Source organism: Oryzibacillus soli (assembly GCF_051594765.1).
GTDB lineage: Bacteria > Bacillota > Bacilli > Paenibacillales > NBRC-103111 > Paenibacillus_AR.
This window is the reverse complement of record NZ_JBPPGJ010000005.1, coordinates 201,157-217,743: the sequence shown is the minus strand read 5'-3', so window position 1 is coordinate 217,743 and position 16,587 is coordinate 201,157. Positions and strand designations below refer to the sequence as shown.

Here is a 16,587-nt window from a genome sequence, read left to right as displayed (position 1 = left end):
CAACTATTTTTGGGCGCCGGGGACAAAATCCTGCCCGTACCCCTCCTCTTTCCGTCCGGCTTCGGGCGGAAGAGGCTTTTTGACTTTCTTCGCCATATAGAGGTACGTTTTGAGCTCCAGACATAGCTGGAGAAGGGCTGACCTCATCTCGAACTCTGCCCGGGTCACCGGCAGGGGCATGGCCTTGAACTCCCGCTCCAGCTTCAGCAGGGCCGTCTCTACGTTCCCCGCGTAATAGTCGGACTTCACGTCCGCCGACAGATCCGTGAACAGCTTAGCCACCGCTTCCCCATGGGGCAGGGTCTGGTAGACTTGGGCCAACAGGTCCAGCATCCGCTGTACGGAATCGAAGTGCTGCCGCCTCATTTCAAAATAGGGGGTCCAGACATCCCCGGTCTGGAACAGCTTGTTCTCGGCCGCCCGCTTCGCCAGCTGCAGTCCCTCCGATATGGCGTCCGGCGCCTCCAGCAGCTCCTTGCCGTCCCATACCGTCGACGGGTCCTTCAGATGCCGGGCCATATGCAGGAAGATGGAGCCGAACAGATCGTTCACGCTGGACCGCACCTCCACCAGACGGTGATCCACCCGCGGCATATAGATGAAGTTGATGACGGTGGCCGTGCCCAGTCCGATGATCAGGAGCAGGATCTCGTTGCCGACGGCGCCCAGGGTGACCTCCTGGCGGTCCACCACATGGAAGACAATGACGGAGCTGGTCACGATGCTGTCCGCCAGCTTGAACCGGGCAAGCGCAGGGTAGAAGATCAGAATGAAGAGCGAGATTGTCCATAGGTGGAAGCCCAGCAAGGCGAACAGCACGGACGCGATCAGAAGGCCGATGACCGTGGCCGTGAATCGGGTGGCCATGGTCTGCAGGCTGCGCTTGATGGTGATATCGATGCCGATGACAGACAAGAGCCCTGCGGAGAGCGCATAGTCTAGCCCGGCCGCTTTGGCCGCCGCAATGGCGATGTATACGGCGATCGCCGTTTTGATGACACGGATACCCATATGGAAATCAACCACCCTGCCTATAAATGTCGCACGAAACGCAAGAGGATTCGATACCCAGTACTGTACCATAACACTCCGGCTTTGAGAATGTCGGGACGGTGGACAAATCAACCCTCTGCCGAAGCACGAAAAACCCGCCCCTGGCTGCCGGGCAGCCTCGAGGCGGGTTGTCATCCTTACATCAGGAGCGTAATCGCCAACAGATCGTACAGCACCAGCGGTAAGATGGCTCCTCCCGGACCGTATGCCGGAACCGGCGGATACGGGGAGTACGGGGGATACGGGTGATGCGGCACCGGGCCATAAGGCGGGTACGGCGGGCGGGGCGGCACCGGTCCGTAAGGATACGGACTGCGCATGAGCTCCTCATCCTCTGCCAGGCTCAGGTACAGCTGGCCGCCGTCGATGAATACGATGACGCCCTCGTACTCATGGCCGTCCAGCGTCTGCACCTTCACGTGCTTGTGCATGAGCTTGCTTTTGCAGAGGCTGTGGATCTTCTCACGCAAGGTCTTGACCGTATCCACGTGCGCTTGATCCGCTTCATAGATGACTTGCGGATTCGGATACAGGGGCTGTTGAAGCATGGTTGATTCCCTCCAGTGGTTTACGAATGTGGTACAGCATATGATAAACGCCTACCGGTTGTTCAGCTTGTTCTCCAGATAAGCGACCGCCTGGTACATGATCGCCGCCACGACGGCGATGATCAGGAGACTGGCGATCACCAGCGTAAAGTTGAACACCTGGAAGCCGTAGATGATCAGATAGCCGAGCCCCATCTTCGAGACGAGGAACTCGCCTACGATGACGCCGACCCAAGCCAGACCCACATTGACCTTCAGCGTGGAGATGATCGTGGGGAAGGAAGCGGGCAGGATCACCTTCTCGAAGATCTTCCGCTTGCCGCCTCCGAACACCCGGATCACCTTAATGTAGTTGGCATCCACTTCCTTGAAGCTGGAATACACGACCAAGGTGGTGATGATGACGGTGATGGCCAGGGTCATGCCGATGATGGACGTATAACCGGGTCCCAGCCCAACGATGAAGAGGGGCCCCAATGCCACCTTCGGCAGGCTGTTCAGCACCACGATATACGGATCCAGCACCCGCTCGAGAAAGGGCGACCACCAGATGAGGATGGCCAGAACGGTTCCGGCCAGCGTGCCGAGCACGAAGCCGGCGAAGGTCTCCCATACGGTGGCGCCGATATGGGGCAGGAGCTCCCCGTTCACGGTCTTTTCCGCGATCAGCTTGAACACCTTGCTGGGATAGCTGAACAGGAGGACATCGATCCATCGCATGCGCCCCGCCAGCTCCCACAGACCGAAGGAGCCGAAAAGCAGCAGGAGCTGCGTCAAGCGGATGAGCCGGTTGCGCTTCTTCTTGGCGGCGATATATTCCCGGTAAGCCCGATCCGTCAAGGCCTGACCCGGTGTCGTTTGTTGTTCCTGATCTTCGTTCATGCCTCCCCCTCCCTCCGGTCCATCGCCTCGAATTCCTCCCAGATCTCCCGGAACAGTGGATGGAAGCCGGGAGCCTCCCTCGCATCAAAGGGAGACAGCCGCCGGATCTCATCCGGAATGATCAGCTCCTTGCGGACCCGTCCCGGGTTCCGGTCCAGGATGACGACGCGGTCACTCATGGCAACCGCCTCCGAGATGTCATGGGTGACAAGCACGGCCGTCTTCTTATGCTTCGCCAGCGTCTCTGACACCAGATCCTCCAGTTGGAGCTTCGTCTGGTAGTCCAGCGCGGAGAACGGCTCGTCGAGGAGGAGAATGTCCGGCTCGGTGGCTAATGTCCGGACCAGCGCCACCCGCTGCCGCATGCCCCCGGACAGCTGGGACGGATACCGGTCCGCTGCGCCGGAGAGGCCCATCTCCTCGAGCAGGTGCATGGTATAGGCTTTGCTGGAGTCATGGAGCCTTCCCGTCAGCTCCAGTCCGAGCAAGGCATTGTCCCGGATGGTCCGCCAGGGGAAGAGATAATCCTGCTGCAGCATGTAGCCCACCTTCATGGACGGGGCAACAACGGGCACTCCTCCGACCTCCACGAGTCCCGCCGTCGGACGGATCAGCCCTGCGATGATGGACAGGAGCGTGGTTTTGCCGCAGCCGCTGGGGCCGACCAGACTGACGAATTCACCGGGCAGCAGGGTGAAGTCGATGTTTTCCACCGCTAAGGAAGCGCCCTGCGGGGTGACGTAGACTTGGGTGACTCCCGACAAACGTACGGATGCTTGCATCCTTGCTTCATCCTCCTTCGGTCCCGAATGCTTCGAATGACGCAGGCCCTAGGACTGCGGATCAAGGTGTTACTTCACCGAGGATTTCGCCTTCTCGGCGAAGGAGTTATCCACCAGCTTCTTGTGGTCGACCCGGGTCTTCAGCTCGCCGGCCGATTGCATCACGTCCTGCAGGTTGTTCCATTCGGTCTCGTCGATGACCGGATCGGTGGCGAAGGAGCCCTGCTCCTTATACCGCTTGACGACGCCCTCCACCACGGCGGGATCCACATCCTTGAAGTACGGCAGGACCGCGTCTTTGATTTCCGCAACTGACTTTCCCTCCACCCACTTCTGTGCCTTCTGGATGGCGTTGGTGAATCTTTGGATCGTGCCGGCATTTTTGCCGATGAAGCTTTTCTTCGCCATGAAGACGGTGTATGGCAGCTTCCCGCTCTCCTTCCCGAAGGAGGCCACGACGAAGCCCTTGCCCTCCCGCTCGAAGACGGTGGCCGTCGGCTCGAAGAGCTGGACGTAGTCTCCCGTGCCGGAGGCGAAGGCGGACGGGATATTGGCGAATTCTACGTTCTGGGTCAGCTGCAGATCCTTATGGGGATCGATCCCCTTCTTCTTCAGCGTGAACTCCCCGGCCATCTGCGGCATGCCGCCTTTGCGCTGTCCCAGGAAGCTGGAGCCCTTCAGCATGCTCCAGTCGAAGGAAGCGAGCTTCTTCCTCGAGACGAGGAAAGTCCCATCGGTCTGCGTCAGCTGCGCAAAGTTGATGATAGGATCCTCCGCCCCTTGATTCTGGACATAAATGGAGGTTTCGGCCCCTACCAGCGCCACGTCGATCTGCCCTGACAGAAGGGCAGTCGTCACCTTATCTCCGCCCGGAATGGTCTGAAACTCCACTTCAAGCCCTTCCTCCTGGAAGAAGCCCTGTGACAAGGCTACATATTCCGGCGCGTAGAAGATGGAGCGGGTCACCTCCGCCAGCCGAACCTTGGCGGTCTCCTCCTTCTCCTTGCCGCCGCATGCGCTAAGTGCTGCCGTTAACGCCAGCAGAACCGCCGCGGCCCCTATTCCTGCCCGTTTTCCCATGCCGTTCATCCTCCCTGCTGTTCATCCGTTTGTTCATGGTATGCAGGAGCCTAAACCCGGGTGATTCGCCCAGTTCCTCAACACGAAAAAAACCGCCAGCCGGCAGGATGCCGGTGCGGACGGTTTGGTTTCGCTACAGCTTATAGATGTCGCGGTACTTCTCGGTTAAATACTGGACCAGATAGTCCGGGTTCAAGGGCTCTCCGGTCACTTGCTCCACGATCTCTCCGGGAGTCAGCAGCTTTCCGTACCGGTAGATCTCCTTCGTCAGCCATTCCTTGATTGGAAGCAGGTTTCCTTGGGCCACCATAGCCTCCGCTTCCGGCAGCTTCCGGAGGAGCGTATCGCGGAACTGGGCCGCGTACATATTGCCCAGCGCATAGGACGGGAAGTAGCCGAAGGACCCGCCGGACCAGTGGACATCCTGGAGAACGCCCTCCTCATGGCTTGTGGGCTCAACCCCCAAATACTCTTTGTACTTGGCGTTCCAGGCCTCGGGCAGAGCGGAGACGGGCAGCGTCCCGTTGATCAGCTCCTTCTCCAGCTCGTAACGGATCATGATGTGGAGGTTGTAGGTCAGCTCGTCGGCTTCGATCCGGATAAGCGACGGCTTTGCTTCATTAATTGCGCGGTAAAATCCTTCCGCATCCACGCCGTCTAACTGCCCCGGGAACGCCTTCTGCAGGTCCCCGAAGTAGCGGGACCAGAACTCGCGGCTGCGCCCGATCATATTTTCCCAGAAGCGGGATTGGGATTCATGGATGCCCATGGAGGTGCCGGTGCAGAGGTTGGTGAACAGCAGCTCCGTCGAGATGTTCTGCTCATAGAGCGCATGGCCGCCCTCGTGGATGGAGCCGAACAGCGCGCTGACCACATCCTCCGGCAAGTAGCGGGTGGTGATACGGACATCCCCCGGATTCAGGCCGGTGGCGAACGGGTGCACCGTTTCGTCCAGACGCCCTGCCTCGAAGTCATACCCCATTTCCTTCAGGATGAATAGATTGAACGCCTTCTGATTCTCCTTCGGGAAGGTTTGTCTCAGGAACGAGACATCGGGCTGGTGCGGCGAATTCCTTACGGCCGAGACCAGCGGAACCAGCTTCTCCCGCAAGGCCCCGAACACCTGATCCAGCTTCGATTGGGTCATGCCCGGCTCATACATGTCGAGCAGCGTGTTGTAGGGTGTGCCTTCGTAGCCCCACAGACGGATAAACTCCTGGTTGGCAGCAACGATCTTCTCCAGATAGGGCTGGAACAGCTCCCAATCGGAGGTTTCCTTCGCTTCTTCCCATAAGGTTTCGGCTTGCGAGGTCAGCACCACATAGGCTTGGTACTTCTCCGGCGGGATCTTGACGCTTTTCTCATAATCCTTCCGGCATTCCCGGACCATTACCCGGCTCACCTGGTCCAGCTTCGCCTCCTGCTCCGGCTGTCCGAAGTAGCTCAGGTATTCACCCATTTCCCCGGATACAGATAGCTTGAAGAGCTCCGTCGACAGCACCCCGACCACCTCGGAGCGCCCCTCGGCCCCCTTCTTCGGCAGCCCGGTGCGCATGTCCCAATAGATCAAGCCTACGGCTTCCTCGTAGGCCTTCATCTTTTTGACCAGTTCCTTGAACCCGTTCAATTTGGCATCGAACTCGCTCATTGGATCACGCCTCCTTTACAGTAGCTTCACTATACTTTTTTTGCCTGTCATTTTCAACTGAGCGGTTTTTTATGTTAGAATACACGTAGGTTTTGAAGGGATAACAGAGAAGACCAGGAGGTGCAGGCATGTCACGATTGCAAGAAATCATGAATTTCAACCGTTCTTTCGTCGAAGAGGCCCAGTACGAGGAGTTCCGCACGGATAAGTTTCCGGACAAAAAAATGGTCATCCTGACCTGCATGGATACCCGGTTGGTCGAGCTGTTGCCCAAGGCGATGAGCCTCCGCAACGGAGACGCCAAGATCATCAAGAGCGCCGGCGCCATCGTCTCCCACCCGTTCGGCAGTATTATGCGGAGCATTATCGTAGCCGTTTACGAGCTGGGGGCGAAGGAAGTATTCGTCATCGGTCACTATGACTGCGGCATGACCGGCTTAAGCGCCGTGGACGTGCTGGAGAAGGCCCGCCAATCCGGCATCTCCAACGAGGTGATGCAGACCGTCGCCCATTCCGGCATCGATCTCGAGCGCTGGCTCAAAGGGTTCGACCACGTCCAGGAAGGCGTCGTCAAGAGCGTCTCGCTGATCCAGAACCACCCGCTTCTCCCGAAGAACATTCTCGTCCATGGCCTGATCATGGATCCTACCACCGGCAAGCTGGATGTGCTGATCGAAGGCCAGCAGAAGGAATAGTTTGTTGGATTTTTCCTACTTATAGAGTACGAGCAAAAGCCCGCACAGCAATCTGTGCGGGCTTTTGAGTGTATTACTTCGTGGTAATTGTCCCCAGCAAGCGGGTACCGCCTTCGAATTTTTCATATATCTTCAGGCGTCCTGAAATAACCAAGTTCACAAAGTCATTTGTTGTTAATTTTTCAACCGTTATTTTATTGCTTGAATTCTCGTCGAAACTTCCAACACCTAACACTGGGATATCCCATGTCTTGTATACCGTTCCTGTAATATCTTCAAGAGTGATGTGATAATAACGGTTTTTCATGCTACCGACAGTGACATCGTAATCTTTGGATACTTCATAATAAAATGAGATCTCATAGTTGGAGCCACTAATCGTTCCAGACATGTTTTTAAATGCAACCTTGTACGGCGAGATGGTAGCCTTTAATCCATTTGATTCGTAAAACTTTGAAGATTGTTCCGCATCCTTCCAGCTCGTCGCCGTTAGCTGGCGAGGGGCGGTTAAGGTCTTGTCGTCCAGCTTGGGACCGAAGATGATCTTATTCGGAACCTCCACATTGTTTGGCAGTGTCACCCACAGGGTGGATAAGGACCAACCATCCTTGCCGACGTTACCGGTCTCCTCCGTTGCGGTTGCCTTATATACCATTTGGTCTTCCCCGATAAAGTAACCGGCATAAGGCACCGATGTGTGTCCGCGAGTCTCCAGATTCTTCTGGGCGATACGAACAGCGGCGATCTTGCCGTTGTCCGTGTCATACACCTTCGTATCCACAACCTTGGCCGAGGATTGGCGTCCTGCATCGGATAGGACAAATTCGCTGTTCATCGGAGCATCGGCAACGGCATTGGCAGACAAGCTGAAATTCAGCTTGGCCCATTCCTTCGTAAAGGTCACTTCATTGGTTTTGCTGTCGATGGAGCCTTCACCGAAGGTAAAGGTTCCGTCTTGAATGGCAATGTCGTACGGGACCAGGGCGTAGAAGTACAATACGGTCTTTGCCCCGGGATTCAGATACGGCGAGGATTGAACGCGGACCGCTTTGCCGTCTACGCTCAGATCGCCGCTCTCATATTTGGTGTACAGCGCGGGAAGCTTCACGACTCCGCTTTCTTTGTTTTCCACCTGCACTTCGGTCATGAGGACGTCATCGCCGCTTTCCGTCATCAGACGATAAGAGGTTTTAACCTGCATAGCCAGCTTGCCGACGGTAGTTTGATAGATATCTCCACCGGGCTCTGTAGAACCGCCTGTGGATGCCCCGCCTTCCGGAATCCAAGCAACATAGGAGGGTACCAGAACGGTCGTGGTTGTGCCCTTCTTCTCTTGAACAGCCAATTGAACAGAAGACGGGTCCACTCCGGACGGGAGGTCTGCCTCAAACCGGTAGGTGGTATACTCGCCCGCTGCCAGGTAAGTCGGGTGGGTCAGGCTATCCGTGGCCGTGACACTTAAGGTGCTGCCGGACAATTGGTAGCTGGCGCTGAAGGTTGGCAGGCTGATGGCCTTCGCACCTTTGTTCTCCAACTTCCAATCGGCTTTCATATGAACGCCGGTGGATTTGGTCACAACACTCATCGCTGCAATAGAGGACTTCAAACCGGCTTGACCGCTGTAATCCCGTTCCGCCGCTTGTGCAGCGGATGCAGATGGCAGGACCATGGAACCCAGTACGGTTACATTTACGGAAGAAGTCGTTCCCGTTGCCGCATTCGAATTGGATGCAGACGATGTGCTCGACGAATTGGTGCTCGTTGCGGAAGAGGTTGTCTTTTTGCCGAGTTCCAGGATGAAGCTGTACCCGTCAGGCAGATTGCCGACCGGAAACTGAACGGTCACCAGCTTGCTCTGGCGCGGAAGAATGGTCTCCTCGCCACCGTACAGCAAGGTGCCGGTATAGGTCAGCTCGTCCTGGTCTTTCAATTGAATCTGCAGGGCGGACGGCAGCTTGAAGCTTCCGGAGCCCAGGTTTTCTACATTTAAGAGTACATATTGATTCCACGTTCCGTTGGTCAATACCCGGAAGCTATCCTCCAGCTGGATCGCCACCATGGCATCCGTCGCATAGGACGAATCCACTGAATTCAGATTGATTACCGTCTGTGGCTTAACGGATTCCGCCATTTTGGTCGCACTGGCGACAGACAGGGAACCGATCGGATCCATATATCCACGGGAGGAGAAGTTCCATTCGAAGATCTGCGCTTGAAGGTCCGACAGGGTCAAACCGGTCGGTACCCGGCTGGCATATTTGATCATGACCGACGAGCCCGGCTTGATGCGCGAGGACATTTTGCCCGTCAGCTCTGCGGAATAGCGGTTGCCTTCCCCATCCAGCACGGCTACGCCGTAATTGTTGTAGTTCACGACTTGATCCGAGTGATTCACGAGCTCGAGTGTGAACAGGAAATTCTGGTTATCCTCTCCCGGAGAAAGCCTTGCTTCCTCCAATGTGAAATAGACGCTGTCGCTCAGGAATACGCCTTCCTTGCCGGCTTGTGCCGTCTTCAGGGTACCCGGCAGGATCATGGATGCAACCATGACGATAATTAGTGCAAGCCGCCACATTCTCTTGGAGAGGGGTTGCGGAGTCAATTTCAAGGTGTCCTACCTCCTCATGATTGGTTCAGTCAAAACGAAGCGCGTCGATCGGACGAAGCTTGGAAGCCTTATTGGCCGGATACAGCCCGAAGAGGATGCCGACCAGCACGCTGAAGGCGAATGCCGCGAGGCTGACCCAGAGGGAAACCTGCGTCGGCATATCCGGGTTGATCTTCTCAATGACAGCGGAGATGCCGATCCCCAGCAGCAGGCCGATAATGCCGCCCAAGCCACTCAGAACTACCGACTCCACCAAGAATTGGAACAGCACGTTGCGGCGTTTGGCCCCGATGGATTTGCGGATGCCGATCTCCCTCGTCCGCTCGCTAACCGTAACCAGCATAATGTTCATGATTCCGATTCCGCCGACCAAGAGGGAGATACACGCGATGCCGGCCAGCATGTATGACATCTGGGAGGCCACTTCCTCTTGAGTCTTCATGATTTCATTCTGGTTCAGAATCTCATAGCCCGTATCGGACTTGAATTTATAGTACAAATACTGCTTCAGCGTGTTCTCGGCCGTTGAGACGTCCTCCTTGGAAGCCGCCTCGGCGTAGGTGGTGCGAAGCACGCCCAGCTTGAACTGCCGCTGTGCCGTCGACAGCGGCATGATCACCGTGGTGTCGATGGACGTATTGTTGATGTTCTTGCCCTTCTGCGCCATGACGCCGATTACGTTGAACATGACGCCGTCGATGTTCAGCTCCTCGCCTACCGGGTCTATGAAGCCGAAGAACTTCTTGGCCACGTCGCTCCCCAGGACCACCACATTGTTGCGGAATTCCACATCCGGCGCTGACAGGAAGCGGCCTGAAGCCATCTCGACCTTGTTCATGGGCGCGTAGCGGTCATTGGTTCCGAGAACCATGTATGTGGCGCTGGTCCGGTCGTATTTGACGTTGGAGTTTCCCTTCTGGATCGTGGGGGCGACCCAGTTGAATTCCGGGAACTGCTCCAGCTGCATCAGCTCATCATAGTTCAATTGGGTGGCGCGGCCTACGTTGTTCACGTTGACCACCAAGAGGTTGGTGCCCAGGCCGGAGATCTTATCCGTCACCTTCGCCGTCGAGCCTTGGCCGATGGCAACCAGCGCTACGACAGAGGCTACGCCGATGATGACACCCAGCATGGTCAGTATGGACCGCATCGGGTTGCCCACCACGGTCCGCAGCGCCATGCGCACTAATTCCCAAAGCTTCATCTCGCCACCGCCCCATCCTGTTCAATAAGCTCGCGATCCCGGTCATTCCGGTGGTCACTGATCAGCTCTCCGTCTCGGATGGCCACCACCCGGCTGGCGTGCTCTGCGATGCCCGGATCATGGGTGATGAGCACGATGGTATTGCCCCGCTTGTTCAGGTCCAGCATCAGCTCCAGCACTTCCTTGCCCGTCTTGGAATCGAGGGCACCCGTTGGCTCATCCGCCAGAAGCAAGGAGGGCTTCGACACCAGCGCCCGAGCAATCGCCACGCGCTGCTGCTGGCCCCCGGAGAGCTCGCTGGGCCGGTGCCCCGCTCTCCCCTTCATGCCCAGGCTATCCAGCATGGCCAAGCCCATCTCTCTGCGCTCGTTCTTGGGAACCCCCGCATAGATCAGAGGCAGCTCCACATTCTCGATAGCGGTCAGACGAGGCAGCAGGTTGAACTGCTGGAAGATGAACCCGATCTTCTTATTCCGGAGCTCCGCCATCCTGTTGTCCGACAGCCCCGCCGTGGATACGCCATCGAGGGTATACGTTCCTCCGCTTGGTATATCCAGAAGGCCGATCGTGTTCATCAGAGTCGATTTACCCGAGCCGCTGGGGCCGATGATGGCGACGAAATCACCGGTTTCGACGTGCAGAGTGATGCCCTTGAGCACCTGCAGCTCCTCGGTTCCTCGTGTATAGGTCTTGACAATGTTGTTCAGCTCAATGATCAGAGGTTTAGTACCCATCAACGCTGAGCACCACCAGTCCCGCCGGCTCCTCCTGCTCCGGCACCGCCGCTTCCGCCGGCACCACCGGTTCCGCCTGCTCCGGCATTCCGTCCTTGACCGCCGCCTCCCTGCTGCATGAACTGCTGGATCATGGCGGGATCGATCTGCATTTGGCCGCCTTGACCGCCCTGGCCCTGCTGGAACTGCTGACGCATCCGGTTGATCTCATCCTGGCTCATGGTCTGGGTCTTGGTCTGGATCGGAATAACGACCGTTTGTCCTTCCTGAAGTCCCTCGGTCACTTCCACATGGGTTTTGTTCCGGATCCCGATCTTAATCTCGTGCTGTTCTTCCTTCGTGCCGTCGTCGTTCTTGATCGTCACGTAATATTTCCGGGACCGGCTCTGGAGCGCCTCGAGCGGGATCATCAGCACGCCCTGCTTGTTCTGGAGAAGGATCTCTCCGGTGGCTGTCATCCCGTATTTCAGACCGGTCGGCTTGCTGATCGTCACGACCGCATCGTAATATGTGACGCCGTTGGTGGTGGTCCCTACCGTGGACACCTGGGTAACCTCGCCCTGGAAAGTCCGGTTGTTCAGGGAGCTTACCTTCACGTCCACCTTCTGGCCGACCTTCACGTTCGGCAGGTCCAGCTCATCCACCTGGATGGCCAAGAGCATGGTCTCCATGCTGGCTACGCCGCCGAACTGGGTGTTGGAGGTGACCTTGGTGCCCGGTGTCAGGGAAGTAAGAATGTTGGTCTTCGCGTTGACGAAGTCGGTGGAGAACACGCCGTCGAACGGTGCTTTGATCGTAAGAGCGTCAATCTGATCCTGCAGGGTCTGAACGGTCAGAAGTTGCTGATCGTAGTTGCTCTTCTTGGTATTGTAGTCATTGACGATATTCGCATTGGCGGTGACGGCGATGACCTTTCCCTTCTCCACATAATCGCCGCTCTTCACGTTCAGCTGTTCGATCGTGCCCGCCACACCGGCGAGAATATTCACGTTTTGGCTGTAAGCCAGCGTCCCTTCCTTCTGGGAACGCAGCGTACCCGACGCGGTCTGCACCTCGCCAGTGACCTTCAGGCCGGCATCCATAGTGGAGTCGTTCTCAATGGCAACCTCCACGTCCACCAGGCGGTTGCCCTTCAGGTCCGGCTTGGGATCGGTGCCGATCTTGGAGATCTTGCCGGTCTTGGTCATCATGAAGTTGGCGATGGTCAGCTCCATCTCATCTCCCTTCTTCAACTGGAGGGAATCCTCCAGCAGGAAAGGAAGCGTGACCGTCAGCTGTTTATTGTCCGCAATGGACCCGATCTTGGACTTCCGGTTGACCTCCACCCCGACATCGATGGTGCTTGTGAGCGTAATCACCCCGCTGATCGGCGCCACCGTCTGGAGGGAGTTCATCTGCTCCGCGTAATCGTTCATATCGGCTTCCAGCGTAGCCAGGGTGGCTTTCGCTTTCTGCATGTTGCTGTTCAAGGTAGCGCTGGTCAGAACCACCAGCACGTCATCCTTCTTCACTTCCATATTCCGGGTCAGGTTCATCTTGTCAATCACCGCTTCCGCCGGAGCCTGCAGGGTCTTGGTCTCCTTCGGCTGAAGCTGCGAGGTCCCGGATACGGAGGATCGGATGTCGCCCTTCGTCACCTTGGCGGTCACTTCCGTTTCCTTGCCTGCCGCATCATTGCGCTGCTGCAGGTAGAAGTAGGTTCCGCCGCCGCATACCGCAAGAACCAGCACCGTGATCAGCCATTTTCTGTACTTCCTCATCCCACTCATCCGCTATGCCTCCTAAACCACACTATGTACCCGTTCAAAGCCCCTATGGGACCAGCTTGCTTTCGAGGAGCTCGATCAGTTCTTGCTCCACGCTTTTCTCTCCAGCGGTCCAATCCTCGTCCGGATTGCGCCCGGAAGCTTGCCAGCCCATATGGATTCCCGCCGCCTCCGATTCCGGTGTCTCTTGAACCGCTCTCTTGACCCACTCCTCCATCCGTCGGTGCTTCTCCTCTCCCGCTCCGTCCCGGCCGTCCGGCTGAGGCCATTTTGGTGGGACTGACGCACCGTCTTTCTCCGAATATCGGACGTACGCAGCCAACTGTTCAGGGCGGAACAGCTTGGTTAAGACCACCTTTTCTTGTTCCTCCAAAATCCCTTCCGACACGCTTTTGCTTACGATCGGCAGCATCGCCTCCGCTTGCTTTTTGGTCAGCTTGGTGTCCGGGGCCTCATCCAGCCGGATCAGAAAGCGGAATATCCGGACCATGTCCGCCTCCTTCTTCATCTGGATGGAGTCCGAGTCAGGCTGAGGCTCCACCCCGGACGGAGCTGCGGGAGCCGGACTGACTGCATTGGCGGAAGCCGAAGGCTCCGCCAGAGAACAACCGCCGATTACCGCAACGGTCACCGCCAATCCAAGCGACACGGCCGCCATCCGCCAGAAAGGGCTCTTCCCCACATTCCAGCGCCTCCTTCCCAACATCTGCAACCGCCAAAAAAAAAATATCCTGATGCTATCATCAGGATATCGGACAACTTTGAAGGAGGTTTGCTTCATTTGTAAAAAGAATGTGAAAAATTAGGCAATCCCGTCGGATTTGACCAAGGGAAATAAGACCGAGAAGGTCGTTCCTTGGCCGGCTCGGCTCCGCACCGAGATATGGCCGTTCATGCCGTTGACCAGGTGCTTGGCAATGGTCAGTCCCAGCCCGGTGCCGCCCCCGTCCTTGCCCGTACGGGAGGGATCCGCCTTGTAGAAGCGGTCCCAGATCCGCTTCATCTCCTCCTCCGACATGCCGCAGCCCGTGTCGGAGATTTCGACCTGGAACTCCTCATGCCGAACCTCCAGATGAACCGAGATCCGGTTGCCCTCCGGTGTGAATTTCATGGCGTTATGCAGAAGATTATTGAGAATCTGGGCGTAACGGTCCGGATCCAGCCTTACCAATACCGGCTCGCTGGGCAGCTCCCCGGTCATCCACACCTCGAATTGCAGATCTTTGGACTTGATGACAGGAGCCAGGAGGTCGATAATTTCCTTCGTCTTGGCCACCGGATCCAGTAGAGTGAACCGGTACACATCCGAACCGTTCTGGATTCTGGCCAGATCCAGAAGCTCATCCACCAGCCTCCCCAAGCGCTGGACCTCCAGATCGCAGATCTGAAGATAATGGGGACGCTTCTCCTCCGGTATGACTCCGTCCTTCATGGCGACGATCATCCCCCTGAGTGCCGACAACGGGGACCGGAGCTCATGGGATACGTTCGCGAGAAATTCCTGGCGCGTGTCCTCCCAGCGCTCCAGCTCTTCAATCATGAAGTTGAAGCTTTGCGCCAGCTGGCCTACCTCATCATCCTTGCCCTCCGGCACGCGGATGGAGAAATTCCGCTCCGCCAAGGCCAGCGATGCCCGGTTCATCTCGCGGAGCGGTCCGGCCAGCTTGCGGCTCATGATGAAGAGAATGGCACCGACCGCAACCAGGGAGAACAACAGAGGCACCCAGATATTCCACCGGACGGCCGTGATGACCTCCGTGATATCCTCCACGGGCGTCTGCAAGAAGACTACCGAGGTCTGGTTGTTCAGCGTCAGAGGCATGTAATAGATGAGATAGCTGCCCCCGGGCCGCGGAGGCTGCTCCGGTCTTCCCTGATCCTCGGGGCGGGCGGGACGGAACGGTGTCATATGCTCGATGAAGAAATCGCTGTTGTTCTTGAGCGCCTTCGTCAGCGTCGCCTCCAGGTCCTTCGGAATCGACTGACCCTCCATTACGGGGTCGCTGCTGAAGAGAACCTTGCCTTGGTTGTCCAGGATCCAGATCTGGCCGTTGAAGCTCCTGGAGATCAGCCTCATGGAAATCCGGAGCTCGCGGCTGGACAGGCTGCCCTCCTGGACGCTCTTCACTACCGAGACCAGGTCGGAAGAACGGTCGATCAGCAGCTGCTTCTTATCCTTATAGAACAGGTCGGCGAAATATTGATTCCAGAATAAGGCCAGACCGAGGAAAAAGAGTACGCAGGTGGCCAGAAACGATAGAAACAGCTTCAGATACAGACTCTTCCGCAGCTTCGGCAGCATCAGGCCTTCACCTCGAAGGAATAGCCGATTCCCCATAAGGTCTGAACGGACCAGCCCTCATGGGAGCCCAGCTTCTTCCGGATATTTTTGACGTGAGCGTCCACCGTCCGGGTTCCTCCGGCAAAGTCGAATTTCCATACCTGCTCCAGCAGCTCGTCCCGCGTATAGACCCTTCCCGGGTTGGAAGCCATGAAGTACAGGAGCTCCATCTCCTTGGGCGTCAGATCCACCCGGACTCCGTCGACGAACACCCGGTACTGGTCGATGTCGATGGACAGATCCGGGAATTCCAGCAGCTTCCTCTCGGGGCCCTTCTCCTCCTGTTCCTTGGGCTTAGCCGCCCGGACGCGGCGGAGAATCGCCTTCATCCGCGCCACCAGCTCGTTCGGATCGAACGGCTTGACGATATAGTCGTCGACACCGAGATTAAACCCCCGCAGCTTATCGATGGACTCTCCCTTAGCGGTAAGCATCATGATTGGCGTGTCGTTCAAGGGCTCGGGTAGTGCACGGATCCTCCGGCACAGCTCGAAGCCGTCCGTATCGGGAAGCATCACGTCCAATACGGCCAGGTCCGGCTGCTCCCGCTCCACGGCCTCGATCACATCCTTGCCGGAATAGAGCACCACCGGCTCATAGCCGACATGCTCCACGTACAGCCGGATGACCTCCACAATATTCGGCTCGTCATCGACGATCAGGATACGCTCCGTCGTTCTCGTCATTGTGGAGACCCTCCCTGCTTCCGGCTCATCTTCATCATCATGCTGCGCCGGCGCTCGGAGATGACGTCCGAACGGTCCCGCAGCGTATGCCGGTGGAGCAGGCTCTCATCCTCCAGTGCGCTGGGCTGGTTCCATACGGCCCCCCAAGAGAGGCACAGCGCCCTGCACCGGTCCAGCAGCTGCGGATCCCGAATCGGAAGCTCGGGATCCCGAAACGGAGAATATGCGTCAAGCGATTGTCTCTCTTTCATGTGACCGATCCGTTCCCGGAATCGCTGAAGCAGCTCCTCCCGGTCTAAGCCGGCTAATCCCGGATCCGCCGCGGACAACCGTTCGCAGGATTGCTCCAGCATCTTGACGGCACCCGCCAGATTGCCTCGGCGTTCATGATAGGCGGATACCGCGGCTTGAATCAGACTGTGCCATACGGCCTTCAGGGCCGGATCCGTTTCCTGCTTCCAATATTCCTCCAACAGCTCGTGACATTCAAAATAATCCCGCGTCCCATGAAAATGGACCAGGAATTCCACATACGCTTCCGGATAAAGCCCCACCTGCGC

Annotated in this window: 15 protein-coding genes; 1 reads left to right on the top strand and 14 read right to left on the bottom strand. The window is 57.3% G+C overall.

Features of this window, described 5'->3' with window-relative positions; translation table 11 throughout:
- Positions 1 to 3 precede the first annotated feature (3 nt).
- The 6 genes from ACSEXW_RS08710 to ACSEXW_RS08685 form a co-directional block, all read right to left on the bottom strand.
- A complete protein-coding gene (locus tag ACSEXW_RS08710; protein ID WP_438445740.1) occupies positions 4 to 1,011 on the bottom strand; it encodes an aromatic acid exporter family protein in 1,008 nt (335 codons plus the stop codon).
- Between the two features lie 179 nt (positions 1,012 to 1,190).
- Positions 1,191 to 1,601 carry a hypothetical protein gene (locus ACSEXW_RS08705; protein WP_438445739.1) on the bottom strand — a complete coding sequence of 137 codons (411 nt, stop codon included), beginning with the start codon at positions 1,599 to 1,601 and terminating at the stop codon, positions 1,191 to 1,193.
- Between the two features lie 51 nt (positions 1,602 to 1,652).
- Entirely contained in the window at positions 1,653 to 2,483 is an 831-nt protein-coding gene (locus ACSEXW_RS08700) for an ABC transporter permease (RefSeq protein ID WP_438445738.1), read from the bottom strand.
- On the bottom strand, positions 2,480 to 3,265 hold the full coding sequence (locus ACSEXW_RS08695; protein WP_438445737.1) for an ABC transporter ATP-binding protein: 786 nt from the start codon (positions 3,263 to 3,265) through the stop codon (positions 2,480 to 2,482). The genes ACSEXW_RS08700 and ACSEXW_RS08695 overlap by 4 nt, the downstream gene beginning before the upstream one ends.
- 69 nt (positions 3,266 to 3,334) lie before the next feature.
- Complete coding sequence (locus ACSEXW_RS08690; protein ID WP_438445736.1) at positions 3,335 to 4,345, bottom strand: ABC transporter substrate-binding protein; 1,011 nt, start codon at positions 4,343 to 4,345, stop codon at positions 3,335 to 3,337.
- 133 nt (positions 4,346 to 4,478) lie between these two features.
- Positions 4,479 to 5,993: a carboxypeptidase M32 gene (locus ACSEXW_RS08685; RefSeq protein ID WP_438445735.1), complete on the bottom strand. Its 1,515-nt coding sequence runs from the start codon at positions 5,991 to 5,993 to the stop codon at positions 4,479 to 4,481.
- A 128-nt stretch (positions 5,994 to 6,121) separates the two neighbouring features.
- On the opposite strand from ACSEXW_RS08685, the gene ACSEXW_RS08680 reads away from it, so the two are divergent.
- Positions 6,122 to 6,688, top strand: a complete 567-nt coding sequence (locus tag ACSEXW_RS08680; RefSeq protein WP_438445734.1) for a beta-class carbonic anhydrase — start codon at positions 6,122 to 6,124, stop codon at positions 6,686 to 6,688.
- A gap of 73 nt (positions 6,689 to 6,761) precedes the next feature.
- Here ACSEXW_RS08680 and ACSEXW_RS08675 read toward each other — a convergent pair whose 3' ends face one another.
- From ACSEXW_RS08675 to ACSEXW_RS08640, 8 genes are all read right to left on the bottom strand, one after another.
- Positions 6,762 to 9,296: a hypothetical protein gene (locus tag ACSEXW_RS08675; RefSeq protein WP_438445733.1), complete on the bottom strand. Its 2,535-nt coding sequence runs from the start codon at positions 9,294 to 9,296 to the stop codon at positions 6,762 to 6,764.
- 25 nt (positions 9,297 to 9,321) lie between these two features.
- Positions 9,322 to 10,500, bottom strand: coding sequence for an ABC transporter permease (locus tag ACSEXW_RS08670; protein ID WP_438445732.1), 1,179 nt, complete (start codon positions 10,498 to 10,500; stop codon positions 9,322 to 9,324).
- Complete coding sequence (locus ACSEXW_RS08665; protein WP_438445731.1) at positions 10,497 to 11,234, bottom strand: ABC transporter ATP-binding protein; 738 nt, start codon at positions 11,232 to 11,234, stop codon at positions 10,497 to 10,499. Before ACSEXW_RS08665 ends, ACSEXW_RS08670 begins: the two co-directional genes overlap by 4 nt.
- Positions 11,234 to 13,003 carry a permuted SH3 domain-containing protein gene (locus ACSEXW_RS08660; RefSeq protein WP_438445730.1) on the bottom strand — a complete coding sequence of 590 codons (1,770 nt, stop codon included), beginning with the start codon at positions 13,001 to 13,003 and terminating at the stop codon, positions 11,234 to 11,236. The genes ACSEXW_RS08665 and ACSEXW_RS08660 overlap by 1 nt, the downstream gene beginning before the upstream one ends.
- A gap of 43 nt (positions 13,004 to 13,046) precedes the next feature.
- Positions 13,047 to 13,682 (bottom strand): hypothetical protein, encoded by a 636-nt coding sequence (locus tag ACSEXW_RS08655; protein WP_438445729.1) that lies wholly within the window; start codon positions 13,680 to 13,682, stop codon positions 13,047 to 13,049.
- 120 nt (positions 13,683 to 13,802) lie between these two features.
- On the bottom strand, positions 13,803 to 15,302 hold the full coding sequence (locus ACSEXW_RS08650; RefSeq protein WP_438445728.1) for a sensor histidine kinase: 1,500 nt from the start codon (positions 15,300 to 15,302) through the stop codon (positions 13,803 to 13,805).
- Complete coding sequence (locus tag ACSEXW_RS08645; RefSeq protein ID WP_438445727.1) at positions 15,302 to 16,027, bottom strand: response regulator transcription factor; 726 nt, start codon at positions 16,025 to 16,027, stop codon at positions 15,302 to 15,304. The genes ACSEXW_RS08650 and ACSEXW_RS08645 overlap by 1 nt, the downstream gene beginning before the upstream one ends.
- Positions 16,024 to 16,581, bottom strand: coding sequence for a DUF309 domain-containing protein (locus ACSEXW_RS08640; protein ID WP_438445726.1), 558 nt, complete (start codon positions 16,579 to 16,581; stop codon positions 16,024 to 16,026). Before ACSEXW_RS08640 ends, ACSEXW_RS08645 begins: the two co-directional genes overlap by 4 nt.
- Positions 16,582 to 16,587 lie beyond the last annotated feature (6 nt).